Annotated in this window: 14 protein-coding genes and 1 pseudogene; 12 read left to right on the forward strand and 3 right to left on the reverse strand. The window is 56.7% G+C overall.

Annotated elements, in window-relative coordinates; all coding sequences use genetic code 11:
* Positions 1–81: 81 nt before the first annotated feature.
* A complete protein-coding gene (locus JH25_RS03180; RefSeq protein ID WP_005789580.1) occupies positions 82–1,158 on the reverse strand; it encodes an aldo/keto reductase in 1,077 nt (358 codons plus the stop codon).
* A 346-nt stretch (positions 1,159–1,504) separates the two neighbouring features.
* Here JH25_RS03180 and JH25_RS28790 point away from each other — a divergent pair, with 346 nt between their 5' ends.
* The 8 genes and pseudogenes from JH25_RS28790 to JH25_RS03160 all read left to right on the forward strand — a co-directional run bounded on the left by JH25_RS28790 (position 1,505) and on the right by JH25_RS03160 (position 8,427).
* Positions 1,505–2,212, forward strand: a complete 708-nt coding sequence (locus JH25_RS28790; RefSeq protein WP_050549409.1) for a cysteine synthase family protein — start codon at positions 1,505–1,507, stop codon at positions 2,210–2,212.
* 25 nt (positions 2,213–2,237) lie between these two features.
* The gene (locus tag JH25_RS0127400; RefSeq protein WP_236648071.1) at positions 2,238–2,657 is read left to right on the forward strand and encodes a phosphoribosyltransferase family protein; all 420 of its coding nucleotides are present in this window, start codon (positions 2,238–2,240) and stop codon (positions 2,655–2,657) included.
* Positions 2,658–2,679: 22 nt separating this feature from the next.
* Entirely contained in the window at positions 2,680–3,516 is an 837-nt protein-coding gene (locus tag JH25_RS0127405; protein WP_236648073.1) for a DMT family transporter, read from the forward strand.
* 76 nt (positions 3,517–3,592) lie between these two features.
* Positions 3,593–4,840, forward strand: a complete 1,248-nt coding sequence (locus JH25_RS03175; protein ID WP_032880344.1) for an ATP-grasp domain-containing protein — start codon at positions 3,593–3,595, stop codon at positions 4,838–4,840.
* A 140-nt stretch (positions 4,841–4,980) separates the two neighbouring features.
* A pseudogene (locus tag JH25_RS0127410) lies at positions 4,981–5,594 on the forward strand (glutathione S-transferase family protein).
* 16 nt (positions 5,595–5,610) lie between these two features.
* On the forward strand, positions 5,611–6,531 hold the full coding sequence (locus tag JH25_RS03170) for a LysR family transcriptional regulator (protein WP_032881288.1): 921 nt from the start codon (positions 5,611–5,613) through the stop codon (positions 6,529–6,531).
* Complete coding sequence (locus tag JH25_RS03165) at positions 6,531–7,415, forward strand: LysR family transcriptional regulator (RefSeq protein ID WP_032880345.1); 885 nt, start codon at positions 6,531–6,533, stop codon at positions 7,413–7,415. Before JH25_RS03170 ends, JH25_RS03165 begins: the two co-directional genes overlap by 1 nt.
* Before the next feature lie 79 nt (positions 7,416–7,494).
* The gene (locus JH25_RS03160) at positions 7,495–8,427 is read left to right on the forward strand and encodes a pyridoxamine 5'-phosphate oxidase family protein (protein ID WP_032880347.1); all 933 of its coding nucleotides are present in this window, start codon (positions 7,495–7,497) and stop codon (positions 8,425–8,427) included.
* 192 nt (positions 8,428–8,619) lie between these two features.
* On the opposite strand, the gene JH25_RS03155 is transcribed toward JH25_RS03160, so the two are convergent.
* On the reverse strand, positions 8,620–8,895 hold the full coding sequence (locus JH25_RS03155) for a DUF6124 family protein (protein ID WP_032880349.1): 276 nt from the start codon (positions 8,893–8,895) through the stop codon (positions 8,620–8,622).
* 662 nt (positions 8,896–9,557) lie between these two features.
* Between JH25_RS03155 and JH25_RS03150 the strand changes: the two genes are divergently transcribed.
* On the forward strand, positions 9,558–9,962 hold the full coding sequence (locus JH25_RS03150) for a RidA family protein (RefSeq protein WP_032880350.1): 405 nt from the start codon (positions 9,558–9,560) through the stop codon (positions 9,960–9,962).
* Between the two features lie 214 nt (positions 9,963–10,176).
* On the opposite strand, the gene JH25_RS03145 is transcribed toward JH25_RS03150, so the two are convergent.
* Entirely contained in the window at positions 10,177–10,452 is a 276-nt protein-coding gene (locus JH25_RS03145) for a DUF6124 family protein (RefSeq protein ID WP_032880351.1), read from the reverse strand.
* Between the two features lie 665 nt (positions 10,453–11,117).
* Here JH25_RS03145 and JH25_RS03140 point away from each other — a divergent pair.
* From JH25_RS03140 to JH25_RS03130, 3 genes are read left to right on the forward strand one after another with little or no spacing between them, the layout of a single operon-like run.
* Positions 11,118–11,780, forward strand: a complete 663-nt coding sequence (locus JH25_RS03140) for a hypothetical protein (RefSeq protein WP_032880353.1) — start codon at positions 11,118–11,120, stop codon at positions 11,778–11,780.
* Complete coding sequence (locus JH25_RS03135) at positions 11,777–12,295, forward strand: hypothetical protein (RefSeq protein WP_032880355.1); 519 nt, start codon at positions 11,777–11,779, stop codon at positions 12,293–12,295. The genes JH25_RS03140 and JH25_RS03135 overlap by 4 nt, the downstream gene beginning before the upstream one ends.
* Positions 12,292–12,798, forward strand: a complete 507-nt coding sequence (locus tag JH25_RS03130) for a hypothetical protein (protein ID WP_032880356.1) — start codon at positions 12,292–12,294, stop codon at positions 12,796–12,798. Before JH25_RS03135 ends, JH25_RS03130 begins: the two co-directional genes overlap by 4 nt.
* Positions 12,799–12,842: the final 44 nt, after the last annotated feature.

Consider the following 12,842-nt stretch of genomic DNA (forward strand, 5'->3'; position numbering starts at 1 on the left):
AGGCGCCACGTTTAATCAGGAACCACGCGTTATCGATGACGTCTTTCGCGAGCAAGCTCGCTCCCACATTAAGGGCTGTGTTTACTTGTTCTTGCGCGCATCCATGGTCTTCTGGTGCTCGGCCAGGAACGGCTGTTCCGCAGGATCAAAACGATCAATCCCGGCCGTAAAGCGATGCCAATAGGGATACAACGGCTGACGCCGGGTGACCGCCTCGATGCGTGACGATTGTTCCTCGGTCAGCTTCAGTTCAGTCGCGGCAAGGTTATCGCGCAGGTGCTCTTCGGTACGCGCTCCGACGATCAGCGAGGTGATCCCCGGCCGATCCTTGAGCCAGGCCAGGCAGGTACGGGCGACCGAGACGCCATGCTCATCACCGACGGCGGCAAGGGTTTCGATAATGTCCAGGGCACGCTCCTGGTCATGCACATAGGGTTCCGGCCAGCCGCTGCCCTGGCGCGTATTTGCCGGCGGCTTATGCCCGCGTCGGGTCGAGCCGGTCAGCAAGCCTTCGCCCATCGGGCCCCATACCAAAGTACCGACGTGCTGGTCCAAGGCCAACGGCAGCAATTCGTACTCGGCTTCACGGGATTCCGGGGTGTAGTAGATCTGCTGGGTGATGGGCTTGAGCATGCCGTGCAGCTCAGCCTTGCCCAGGGTTTTCATCATCTGCCAGGCGGTGAAGTTGCTGGTGCCGAAGTAACGGATCTTTCCCGAGCCGACTAACAGACGCAGGGCTTCGAGGGTCTCTTCGATGGGCGTCATGCCGTCCCAGTTATGCAGTTGGTACAGGTCGATATGGTCGGTGCCCAAACGCTTCAAACTGGCTTCACAGGCGCGAATCAAGTGATAGCGCGATGAGCCGGAATTGTTCGGGTTCTGGTCCACCGGGCTGCGGCCCTTGGTCGCCAGCAGAATATCGTTGCGCTTGTCGCCCAAGGCTTTGCCGACGACCTCTTCGGCCAAGCCGTGGGAGTAAAGATCGGCGGTGTCGACCATATTCACCCCGGCATCGAACGCGATATCGAACATACGCTTGGCCAAGGGCACGTCCACTGCGCCGCATTTTTCGAACTCCGCACGACCGCCAAAGGGCACGGTGCCCAGGATGATTTCCGATACCAGCAGGCCGGAATGACCCAGTTGTCGGTATTGCATGTCGCCTCCTACTTAACGTTGCACGTGAAGGTGTGAACGATGGGAAGGGCGATAGTTTGAATTTTTTAATGAAAACTCGTCTGAGGGGGGCGCCGCACCATTGCGGCCACGGGATTTGGCAGGGCGCACTGCTATTGAAGATGGCGAGTCCCGTACGAAAAGTCTTTTTTGTACGTAATAAATTGCTAGTTATTACGTGGTTTATCTGCTGTTGTCGGGGCGTTCCTACATACATTTCCCTTAATGGATAGGTGGCCAAATGTTTTCTATTACCTATCCGTTCGGCTAGCTATTATTTGTCGAAATGATTTGCTAGCGTTTGAATTCATTGACGAGTCGCTGAGGCATGGAAATGGAGTTGGAAGATATTGGTAATACGCCGCTACTCGAATTGGCAACACTTTCTGTGAATGGAAATAGGGTTTTCTCTAAGTGTGAGTACTTGAATCCATCGGGAAGTCATAAGGATCGCACCTATTTAAATATTATCAATAAATTGGAGAAGGCAGGCGTCCTTAAACCTGGTATGACGCTAATTGACTGTTCTACTGGGAACGGAGGGGCTGCACTCGCTTGGATCGGCAGATTGAAGGGATACGGCGTAAAGATATTCATGCCTGAAGGTATGACCGAGGAGCGGAAAACACAAATACGTACCTATGGGGCGGATATAGTAGAGACTCCAAAAGAGTCTTTTTTGACGGGAGCAGTTCTCCAAGCAAAAGCGTATCTATCCGAGAACTCATCGGAAGAGTTTTATTATCTGGATCAGTCTAATAGCCTGTTGAATAAAGACAGTTGGCGGTGCTGTGGGAAAGAAATCGTGAAACAGTTGAGTGCACAAAATATCGTGCCGGATTTCTTCGTGTGCTCAATCGGTACGGGCGGCACTTTTTCTGGAATCGCTGAGGTATTGAAGCAAACGTACAGCGGGATTAAAACAATAGCGCTGGAGGTTAGCAACTCTGCGCCTCTGTTTGCGCAAAGAAATAATTTGGCGTTCAATCATCGCTCGCACAATTTGATGGGTTTGGGCGCCGGAAGTTTTAATTGAGGTCGCGCATAAAATCATCAAAGTCATGGAGCGTGACGTTTCGAAAATTGTCACCGAGGAAGATAAGGGGGCCGCGTTGGCAACCACGGTCTCATTGTTGACGGGTATACCTTTAGCCATGGCCAGGTGGTATTCCTACAGTCTTGGTGGTTTCAATGAGCAAGTGGTCGATATTGACTCCGAATACTACAAGGGACAGTTGTATCTCAACGGCGTCGAAGTTGGCGATCGAGTCATCATCATTGACGATACGCTAAGTTCCGGCGGTGCGGTAATTGCGCTGGTAGACGCTGTGAAAGGGGCGGGTGGTGAAGTGGCAGATGTTGTCTGCGCTGTAGAGAAGGTTGGGAATTTTGGGGTTGAGAATGTAGTAGGTGTGACTGGGATTACCGTTAAAACTATTTTGAAAGTGTTGGTGAGCGAAGATCGAGTAACGGTTGAATGAAAATGCGCGTGCGGGTGGCTAGATGTTGATGCAACGAACCGGGTTAATTATCGGCTTGGTGTTTTGCTTGATCAGTGCGGCATTCGATGTTTATGTTGCGTTGGTCACGCAGTCGATCAGCACGTTGAACGTTATTTTTTATTGTTTTACAACGTCAGCCTGTGTCTTTGGTGTTTGGGCGGTTTATCGAAATCCCAATTCATTGTGGTCAAAGCTCAGAACCCAATGGCGATTGATCGTTATCATCAATCTTGCGGTTCTGTGCAATTGGGGCGGGTTGTTTTACGCACTCCGGTATCTGGAGCCAGCAGTAGTGGGAGTCGCCTCCGTAGCCTGCGGCCCTGCACTCACGTTGATTGTCTCCCTGCTGACCAATCGTAGCGTGAAGGTGGCCGTAGTCGATGCGGTGGTTTCATGGCTGGTGCTCATCTCGGTAGCGATCATGTTGTTCAATTCCCTTGCGGGGGACAGCGGTGTAGTCACCACCACCGCTGTGCAGCGGGTGCTCGGTATCGTTAGCGTATTGACGTGCGCGTTGGGCACGGTCATGTACACGGTTTTTTCTAAAGAGATGTTCGCTCGTCAATGGTCGGTCTACGAGATTTTGGGTGTCAGAAACATCGCGATGGTGGGTGTCTGTGCCGTTGCGATTCCTGCTACAGGAGGCAGCTTTTTACTCGATAGTGGATGGGTTCTGCCTATGGCTATCTTGGTGATAGCCGGACATTTGCTGCCGATTTACCTGATTCAGAAAACCATCTATTACCTCACGCCTATTCACGTTTCCCTGGTATTGCTGACGCTTCCTGTGTTCGTTTTTTGTTCCAGTACCTGGATTCGAGAGTTGAGTTTTCTGTAGCCAGCCTCTCAGCCGTAACAGCCATCATCTTTTTGCTGTCGTTCAGGTCGTTGCATGCGCTGAAACGGGAGATCGTATGAAAATTGTGATAGTCGATGGGTTCTCATCGGGTAAATTTTTAGCGAAGCAATTGAACGACGATGGCTGCGTGCTGGTGCATGTGGCTTCATCAGCAACACTGGACGGCTATTATTATCAAGGTTTTGATTGCACGCTTTATGAGCAGATGATCGTCAATAGCGATTTTGGAATGACCTTGGCTGAAGTCCAACGCTTCATGCCACAGTTCATCCTCGCGGGTGCAGAAACGGGTGTGCTTCTGGCTGACGAGCTGAATGAGCAACTGCAGCTGCCTTATCGCAATGATTTCGACAAAACTAACGCACGTCGAAACAAGTACGAAATGATCCATTGCATTACCCAGGCGCAGTTGCCGGCCGCAAGGCAGTTCATTACTGATAGTTGGCGTCCTGCACAAGAGTGGATCGATGAACACGGACGTTTTCCTGTGGTCATCAAACCCCTCGAGAGCGCAGGCGCCGATGGGGTGTCTATTTGCGAGGATATGTGCGCGTGCAAAGCTGCTATGGAGCGCCTGTTAGGAACGACCAACAAGCTGAATATACCTAACACGCGGGTCCTGATTCAGGAATACCTGGCGGGATTGGAGTATGTGGTGAACATGGTATCGCTCGACGGGCAACAACTCGTCACTGAAGTCGTCCGTTATCGAAAGCAGCGAACGCCGACCGGCGGCGTACTCTATGACATTGACGAACTGATTGGGCCCGATTCGATGGTTTATCCGATTCTGGTCCAATACACACGAGCAGTGGTGCAGTGCCTGGGGATCCGAAATGGGCCTAGCCATGCGGAGATTATGTTTACTGAAGACGGTCCGAAACTGGTGGAAATTGCTGCCCGCACTGACGGCATTCTTCGGCCTGGGGTTTCAAAGGTAACTACTGGCCTTGGTCAGATCGATGCTGTGGTTTTATCCCTCATGCAGCCTGAGTTATTTGAACAACAACTGGCGAGGAAGATCAATTATCAGCGTCTGCAACATACCTACAATGTTTGCTTGATAAACCGCTCAGAGGGGCGTTTTGAAAAAGATGGGTTCTTGAGGGAGTTACTCAAGCTTGAGTCGTTTTTCGAAGCAGTGTTTTACGTTGAGGACGGCCAGCAGATCGGCGTGACGCAGGATGTTTTCAGTCAGCCGGGCACGGTGTATCTGGTACATGAAGACCCCGCCGTGCTCGAGGCAGATTACCACCAGATTCGCATACTTGAATGGCGGGGGGCTTATCTGGCGGAGAGGTAGCCGTTCGCCATGGATCACCTCATTGTTTCATTCTGTGAAATGCTGGATTGCACAATCTGGTGATTCCATCGCAGGGTTGCCCATAAGAAGATCGCTTCCCTCGACGCGAATACTCGGTCGACAACGATCTGGAGTCTTTCATGCCTGCTATCAAACTGTATGGTTTTCCCTTGTCTGGCCACTCCCACAGAGTCGAGCTGATGTTGTCCCTGTTGGATCTGCCGACTGAATTCATCCTCGTGGACCTCAAACAAGGCGCCCACAAAGCACCTGCGTTCATCGCCAACTTCAACAGCTTCGGACAGGTGCCGGTGATCGACGACGCCGGCACTGTGCTGGCCGACTCCAACGCGATTCTGGTCTACCTTGCCAAGGGCAGTGGCTGCCAAGCGATCCCCTCGGCCAAGCGCGGGTCCAACGCTGGCTCTCGGCCGCCGCCGGTCAACTCCATGCGGGGCCCGCCACGGCGCGCTTGGCCACAGTGTTTGGCGCCGAGGTGGACACTGTCAGCGCGATCAACCGTGCCCATGCCTTGCTGAGCGTGATGGAACAGCAACTGAGCCAAAGCCGTTTCCTCGCCAGCGATCAGCCAAGCATTGCCGATATCGCGTTCTATACCTACGTGGCCCATGCGCCGGAAGGCAACGTGTCGCTGGCCGACTACCCTGAGGTGCGTGCCTGGCTTGCCAGCATCGAAGCCTTGCCAGGGTTTGTCGCTATGCCGCGCACGGCGGTGGGGCTGCAATCACAGTAACGATCAAGGGATGCCGATGGACCGATTTCATGAGATGCAGGTATTCCTGGCGGTGGCCGAGGAGGAGGGTTTTGCGGCTGCTGCACGCCGCCTGAAGACCTCGCCACCCAGCGTCACCCGCGCCATTGCCGCTATGGAACAGCGCATCGGTACGCAACTGCTGGCGCGTACCACCCGCAGCCTGCACCTGACCGAAGCCGGCCAGCGTTACCTGGAAGATTGCCGGCGCATCCTTGCCGAGCTGGAGGAGGCTGAGGAAGCGGCCGCAGGCAGTTACTCCATCCCTGGCGGCCAGTTGACGGTGACCGCACCGGTGCTGTTTGGCGAGTTGTATGTGGCGCCTGTGCTGGGGGAGTACCTGGACCAGTTCCCCCTGGTGAACATCAGTGCCTTGCTGGTCGACCGTGTGGTCAATATGGCCGATGAAGGCGTCGATGTAGCGGTGCGTATCGGCCATCTGCACGAACCCGGGCAGCAGGCGATCAAGGTCGGCGAAGTGCGCCGGGTGGTGTGCGCATCGCCGGCTTATCTGGACCAACATGGGCGCCCGCAGCGACCTGAGCAATTGCGGGAAGCCAGGATCGTCTCCTCATCGTCCAGCCAACTAGTCAGTGAATGGACGTTCGTCGACGCCGGCCAGCCGCTGAAGATAGCCATTGAGCCGCGTCTGAGCGTTACGGCGAACAATGCCGCAATCAACCTGGCGCGCCTGGGCTGGGGCATGACCCGGGTGCTGTCGTATCAAGTCGCGGCAGCGGTGGCGGCGGGTGAGCTGGAGCTGGTGCTGGAGGCTTTCGAACCGGCGCCGCTGCCGATCCACGTGGTGTTCCAGCAAAACGGCCGCATACCGGCCAAGGTCAACACCTTTGTGGATTTCTTAAGCCAGCGCCTCGGACTGGACCCGGCCCTGAACCCGGCGACGAAGCGGCGCACCTGATGGAGCGCTTTCGCGATATGGAGCTGTTTGCCGCGCTGGCCGGGCAACCCAGCCTGGCGTCGGCGGCACGCCATGCAGAGGTTTCCGGCCCGACCCTGGTACGAGCGGTTGCGCGCCTGGAGGAACGCTTGCGGGTGGTGTTGCTGCAACGCAGCACACGTGGGGTCAACCTCACCGATGCAGGCCAGGCTTACCTTACCGACTGCGTGCGCTTGCTGGCAGCGGTGGACGCGGCCGAAGCCTCGGCCAACGGCGCCCATGTGCACGCCCAGGGCAACCTGCGGATATGCCTGCCGTTGCTGTTCAGCCGCTATGTGATGGCGCCACTGCTGGCTGGCTATATGGATCACTACCCGGCGGTGCGTGTCATCGCCCATTACCACGACTATTATCCCAACCTGCACGAAGAGGGGTTTGACGTGGCGGTGTGGGTGGGCCAATTGCCCAGCTCGTCGCTGATTGCACGGCAGGTTGGGCAAGTGCGCACCCTGCTGTGCGCCAGCCCCACGTATTTGGCGGCCAAAGGCGAGCCCCGGCATCCGACCGACCTCAAGCAACATCATCTGATTGCCAGCGCTGAAGCGGTGCACTGGGGATTCCCCTACTACACCCTCAAGGCCCGCGCACGCCTCAGTTGCGCCACGGTGCAAGGCGCGATCAATGCGGCGGTGCAGGGCGCGGGGGTGATTCGTTGCCTCAGTTATCCGGTTCATGATCACCTCATAAATGGCCAACTGCGTCGTGTCTTGCCGGCCTTTGAACTGCCGCCTCTGCCGGTGCATGTGATCTACCGCGAAGGCCGCCATGCGCCGATGCGCGTGCGCAGTTTTGTCGACTACTGCGTCACCGCGTTGCGCGAACATCCGGCATTTCAGCTGGCGTAATAGTGGATTGCCTGGGATGGGCATTCTCTGCAGGGTTGGGTAGGCGCAGCATTCGGTTACCCAACCAGAGGTGATCGCCATGAACTCGATCGAACAATCCCCTTGGCATGTCGGCGAACGGCAATTGCAGGAAAGTGCAGGCGTCGCCGAACGCATGGCCATGATCGGGCCGAAGGTCATTCGTGATTATTTGCCCGAGCAGCATCGTGATTTTTATCCGTTGTTGCCTTACCTCATTCTGGGTGTGGTGGACGAACAGGGTATCCCCTGGGCGACCATGCTGGAGGGCGCGCCAGGGTTTGCCCATTCACCGGATCCACAGGCGCTGCAAATCGACAGCCTGCCCGCCAGAAGCGACCCGGCCTGGGCTGGCATCACTCGTGGCGCGTCCGTTGGCCTGCTGGGCATCGACCTCGGCACCCGGCGTCGCAACCGCATGAACGGTCGGATCGGAGCGCTGGATCATGACGGCTTTGCGGTTGATGTGGTGCACACTTTCGGCAACTGCCCCAAGTACATCCAACTGCGGCCAGTCGCTGGGGTTGCGCGCCAACCTGGCGATACAGCCGAGCGCAGCATCAGCCTGGACGCCGCCGCCCAAACGCTGATCCGCAACGCTGACACCTTCTTCGTCGCCAGCTACGTGGACCAGCACGGCGAACGCTCGGTGGACGTTTCCCATCGCGGCGGCAACACGGGGTTTGTGCGGGTGGAAGGCAACGTGCTGACCATCCCTGATTTTGCCGGCAACCTGTTCTTCAACACCCTCGGTAACCTGCAAGCCAACCCGGTGGCGGGGTTGCTGTTTATTGATTTTGAGACGGGCGACGTGCTGCAAGTGGCGGGACGTACAACGTTGATTCTCAGCGGGTCGCCAGTGGCCGAGTTCGAGGGCGCGCAGCGCTTGTGGACGGTGACGGTGGAGAACGTGGTCCGCCGTCCGGCAGCATTGGCACTGCGGTGGCAGTTCGCAGAGTTTTCACCGCACAGCCTAGCAATGGGCACCTGGTAGCCTGGCACGCTCTCCCTGGCACAACTACCTCACTGATGCAGTGAGATCAAATGTGGGAGGGGCGGTGCGACGATTCGACTTGCCCCCGATGAGATAGTGTCAGTAGACACGTTTGTGACTGACCCACCGCCATCGGGAGCAAGCCCCCTCCCACATAGGAACGTCATTGCCTGTTGAGTTTGCGCTTGTTAATCAGGCCGCCGGGCATTCCCGGTTCAGCGCTTCATCGACCAGCAACTGCGCAATCTCAATCATCTGCACCACCGCCAGCACATGCTTGCGGCTCTGGCCGTCAAGCTGTTCGGCACAGTCGTAGGCACAGACAGTCGCTGACTCCAGCATTTCGCTGGCATTGCTCAAGGCGGCTTCAGTGCTGAGTCCGGGGCGGACGGTGAAAATGACATCGGGAGGTAGTTGCGGGTTGTCATCCGAGGGGGATGGCGGGGGATTGGGTGTGACTTTCTTCATGGCGAAGCTCCTATGAATGAGCACCTCCATTTCGCTACCACACGAAGTAAGGAGGCGACTGTACACGGGGTGGTAGACCGGTCATAGAAACCCGGCAGGCCGAAGCCTCCCATGCACAGCCGCCACAAAGCAGCCCGCACAAAAAAACGCCCTTGAGCGTTTTGGGGTCTATGAAAGAACTGGGCTACCACACCCATTCGCTGATTTTGCAGCGACCCGCGAAGGTTAGCGGCGAGGCTCATCGGACGCAACCCGAAGTTTGTGTAAGAGCGGTCTGATGAACTCACTCTTTGGATCAACGTCAGCGGGTGGTCGTTGCCGCAAGGTTGATCGAGATGGAGGCGCAGGCGCTGGGCGCTGAAAACGACAGCTATCTCACTGACGCAATGCGACCCAAATGTGGGAGGGGGCTTGCCCCCGATGACGGTGGGTCAGTCACAGATGTATTGATTGACACTACCTCATCGGGAGCAAGTCGAATCGTCGCACCGCCCCTCCCACAGTGGGACGTCATTGCTTGTTGAATTTGCGTTTATTCATCAGGCCACCGGACGTGCCCGGTTCAGCGCTTTATCCATGAACATGTTGCTGGATGTTGAACCGTCTGACTGAGCAGTTCCTTTGGGTTAGCCTTGTTTTCCTACTGCCAACAAGGACTCGTCATGCAACGAAAGGTCATTAATCCCACGACGGTATTCAATTCGCTGCAATACGGTTTCAGCCAGGCCATGGAAGTGCCGGATGGTCGGCGGATCATGCTTTCCTGGCAGGTGGGCGTGGATGCTCAAGAGTGCACTGTGGGCCCAGGCATTGCCGAGCAGACGGCCATGGCGTTGGACAATGTCGAGAAGGTGCTGGCTGAGGTAGGGGGCGATCTGTCCCATGTGATCATGCTGCGGTTGTATATCGTCGAGTCTGCCCGGGATCAGCAGGAACCGATTGCTGAAGCTCTGCGCCAGCGCTTCGCGCATAACCCGCCGCCGTCTTCGTGGATTATGGTCAGTGGGTTGTCGTTGCCGGATTGGTTGATCGAGGTTGAGGCGGAGGCGGTGGTTCCGTTCAGTTAGGCGAGCGCTTTTTTGAAAGCAGCAAGTAGTGGCTGACAAAGACAGCTATCTCACTGATGCAATCCGATCAAAATGTGGGATGGGCGGTGCGACGATTCGACTTGCCCCCGATGGCGGTGGGTCAGTCACAGATGTATTGATTGACACTACCTCATCGGGAGCAAGCCCCTTCCCACATAGGAACGTTATTGCTTGATGAATTTGCGTTTTTTCATCAGGCCACCGGGCATTCCCGGTTCAGCGCTTCATCGACCAGCAACTGCGCAATCTCGATCAGCTGCACCACCGCCAGCACGTGCTTGCGGCTCTGACCATCGAGCTGTTCGGCACAGTCGTAGGCACAGACAGTCGCTGACTCCAGCATTTCGCTGGCATTGCACAAGGCCGCTTCAGTGCTGAGTCCGGGGCGGACGGTGAAGATGACATCTGAGGGGAGCTGAGGGTTGTCATCCGAGGGGGATGGCGGGGGATTGGGTGTGACTTTTTTCATACGGTTGCTCCTGGAGTTAGAGGAGCCGCCACAATCACTTCCACATGATGGGGTGGCGACTGTACGCAGGTGTGGAAGACCGGACTCCAGGACCCCGGCGCACTCGAAAGTGCCCCGCGCACAGCCGCCATAACACTTTATAGCGAGCATGAAAAAAGCGCCCGCTAAGGCTATGGGCGCTTATACGCCTGGAGAGTTCGGGCTTCCACACCCGTTCGCTGATTTTGCAGCGACCCGCGAAGGTTAGCGGTGAGGCTCATCGGACGCAACCCGAAGTTTGTGTAAGAGCGGTCTGATGAACTCACTCCTTGGATCAACGTCGGCGGGTGGTAGTTGCCGGAAGGTTGATCGAGATGGAGGCGCAGGCGCTGGGGGCTGAAAACGACAGCTATCTCACTGACGCAATGCGACCCTAATGTGGGAGGGGGCTTGCCCCCGATGGCGGTGGGTCAGTCACAGATGTATTGATTGACACTACCTCATCGGGAGCAAGCCCCCTCCCACATTTGATCTGCGCTGCTTTGAGCATCATTTGTAGTCAAACCCCGATTCCCGCCGTACCATTCGCCCCCCTCGCAGTGACGCGAGGCGCAGCGCCAGGAAGGCTCATCCCATATTTGTCCTGACGGCTGCAGTGTACTTTTTGCCAGCGTTCAGGATTTGATATGTCTCGCTTCTCCCGGCCTTTGGCCTTGTTCTTGATCACTGCAGCCCTGACGGGTTGCGGTACTCAGCCGGCATCGCTGGTCAGCCAGCCGTTGCAACCTGGCCCCCTGGAGCCAGTCGCTTATGTTGTCGGGTCGATCGGCCCGCAGAGCCTCAGTGCGTCCCCCGCGCCTAATCAGCGTCTGCTGTTTCGCAAGCGTGGTTCGGAGTTTGGTGCCGCGGCGATATGGGTCGGTGCAGGGCGCCAAACCCCTCAGGATGTGAAAGATGCGGCCGGTGCCGCCAGTGTATTTGTGCTGGCGCTCAAGCCTGGGGATTATGAGTTTTATGATTTTCAGTTTTTCTCCAGCAGTTACTCACCGACTCTGGGGACCACCTACACCTCGGTGCAGGCGCGAGAGAAGTTCAACCTGCCACTGCGTCTGAAGGCCGGCAACGCCTATTACCTCGGAGAATTTCGCTCGTTATGCCTTGGCGCCTCCCTGTGTGCCTTCCGCTGGCGCGATCAGCAAACTCGTGACGAGCCGCTTGCGCGCCACTATGTCCCGGGCCTGCCGACCCTGGATTTGCTGCCCCTGGATTATCGCAGCGCCGCCCCTTACATCATCGCGCCTCTACCAGCCGGCGCGGGCCAGAACACCCTTCACGAGACACGTCCATGAACCGCTTTATGACTATCGGCGCCCTGGCGCTGCTGACCGGGTGTGCAACCACCCATACGCTGCCTGAGCGTGCATTGCCGGATGGCAAGGAATACCTCAAGCCGATCCACGTCATGATCGATGATCCGCTCAATGCCGCACTCATCCGTAATCAGTTGCGCGAGACCGGGGTGTTTCGCAGTGTCGAAACCGGCAGGGGCAACCCGGGGGATTATTCGGTGTGGGTGCGCTACAACATCCAGCGTGATATGCCGCCTTTCCCCTTGGTATTGCTGAGTGCGGCAACCCTGTTTCTAATGCCCCTTTCAGTGACCGTCGACACCACAACCGAGTTTTCCCTGCAGCACAATGGAAAGCAGCTCAAGCAGTACAGCTACCGCAACGTCACCCACAAATACTCCTGGTTGCTGGATGGCCCTGGCGGGATGGAGTTACAGAACGGTCATCGTGTCGCACGTGCTTTTGCCGAGGATGTACAACGCGACGGCTTGCTACCCGAGGAGCACGCACAATGATCAGGACTACGCTACTGGCTGCCGTGCTGTTGCTTGGCGGTTGCGGTACCGCCCTCAAGCCGTTGGACTACAAGGCAGAGCGTGCCTATGTGCCGATGAGTGTCACAATGCCGTCGCCCACGTCGAGATTTGAACAGCAGACGCAGCGCGAGGTCATCCAGCTGTTGCGTGACACAGGTGCCTTCAGTTTTATGGATGGCGGTTTCAGCAAGACCGGCTACAGCTTGTTGGTCGATCAACGCGGCGGTAAAGGTGCCGGTGCGTTCCCGGCGATACTCGGCGCGCTGACGCTGCTGACCGTGCCGGTGCCCTACACCTACGAGCGCCAGTTGCACGGCTCGCTGTACAAGGACGGGCAACTGCTCAAAACCTATGCCTACAAACGCGGTGGCTGGACGGCCACGACCTGGTATATCCCCATGACCGAGCCCCGCAGTGAAAGCGAAATGTTGAGCGATTTGATGCGGGATCTGGACCACGATCGCTTGATTCCTTATCAGTGACAGTTGGGTGTTTTAATTAGTCTTAATAGAGGAGTTCACGGATG

The sequence above is a fragment of the Pseudomonas sp. BRG-100 genome, assembly GCF_000737955.1.
Taxonomy (GTDB): domain Bacteria; phylum Pseudomonadota; class Gammaproteobacteria; order Pseudomonadales; family Pseudomonadaceae; genus Aquipseudomonas; species Aquipseudomonas synxantha_A.

Coding starts and splice junctions, on each gene's coding strand:
- JH25_RS03180 (WP_005789580.1), bottom strand. CDS start 1,158: ATGCAATACCGACAACTGGGTCATTCCGGCCTGCTGGTATCGGAAATC.
- JH25_RS28790 (WP_050549409.1), top strand. CDS start 1,505: ATGGAAATGGAGTTGGAAGATATTGGTAATACGCCGCTACTCGAATTG.
- JH25_RS0127400 (WP_236648071.1), top strand. CDS start 2,238: ATGGAGCGTGACGTTTCGAAAATTGTCACCGAGGAAGATAAGGGGGCC.
- JH25_RS0127405 (WP_236648073.1), top strand. CDS start 2,680: ATGTTGATGCAACGAACCGGGTTAATTATCGGCTTGGTGTTTTGCTTG.
- JH25_RS03175 (WP_032880344.1), top strand. CDS start 3,593: ATGAAAATTGTGATAGTCGATGGGTTCTCATCGGGTAAATTTTTAGCG.
- JH25_RS03170 (WP_032881288.1), top strand. CDS start 5,611: ATGGACCGATTTCATGAGATGCAGGTATTCCTGGCGGTGGCCGAGGAG.
- JH25_RS03165 (WP_032880345.1), top strand. CDS start 6,531: ATGGAGCGCTTTCGCGATATGGAGCTGTTTGCCGCGCTGGCCGGGCAA.
- JH25_RS03160 (WP_032880347.1), top strand. CDS start 7,495: ATGAACTCGATCGAACAATCCCCTTGGCATGTCGGCGAACGGCAATTG.
- JH25_RS03155 (WP_032880349.1), bottom strand. CDS start 8,895: ATGAAGAAAGTCACACCCAATCCCCCGCCATCCCCCTCGGATGACAAC.
- JH25_RS03150 (WP_032880350.1), top strand. CDS start 9,558: ATGCAACGAAAGGTCATTAATCCCACGACGGTATTCAATTCGCTGCAA.
- JH25_RS03145 (WP_032880351.1), bottom strand. CDS start 10,452: ATGAAAAAAGTCACACCCAATCCCCCGCCATCCCCCTCGGATGACAAC.
- JH25_RS03140 (WP_032880353.1), top strand. CDS start 11,118: ATGTCTCGCTTCTCCCGGCCTTTGGCCTTGTTCTTGATCACTGCAGCC.
- JH25_RS03135 (WP_032880355.1), top strand. CDS start 11,777: ATGAACCGCTTTATGACTATCGGCGCCCTGGCGCTGCTGACCGGGTGT.
- JH25_RS03130 (WP_032880356.1), top strand. CDS start 12,292: ATGATCAGGACTACGCTACTGGCTGCCGTGCTGTTGCTTGGCGGTTGC.